The organism is Alkalibacterium sp. m-11, from assembly GCF_054658155.1.
The window spans coordinates 1-317 of the sequence record NZ_BAAGIR010000424.1 but is presented as its reverse complement, the minus strand read 5'-3'; the positions used below and the strand labels follow the sequence as shown (position 1 = coordinate 317).

1 pseudogene is annotated in these 317 nt (G+C 33.1%); it reads left to right on the top strand.

From position 1 onward, the window contains the following. Window positions 1–55: 55 nt before the first annotated feature. Window positions 56–317 (top strand): annotated as a pseudogene (locus tag ACYQ2O_RS13050) (IS4 family transposase); the annotation flags it as partial.

Here is a 317-nt window from a genome sequence, read left to right as displayed (position 1 = left end):
TCCTTTATAATGGGGTTGGATGACTTATCCAAGACCAAAACAAAGGACTTACAACATGGATAAGTATAAAACAAAAATGACCATAAATAAATGGTTTTCCTACATTTCTTTAGAAACATTAAGTGAATCGTCTCGACAGACTATCAGTCAGTTTAATCGCTATTCAAAAAAGTTAACATTTAAGAAAGTTCTGAAACTCTTTCTCTATGCGATTAATGATGAAACCGATAGCCTACGGCATTTGGATCAACAGTTGGTCAACCCAAACTTAAAAAAAGTGATTGATATTGAGTCCATTAGCTATTCTCAATTATCCC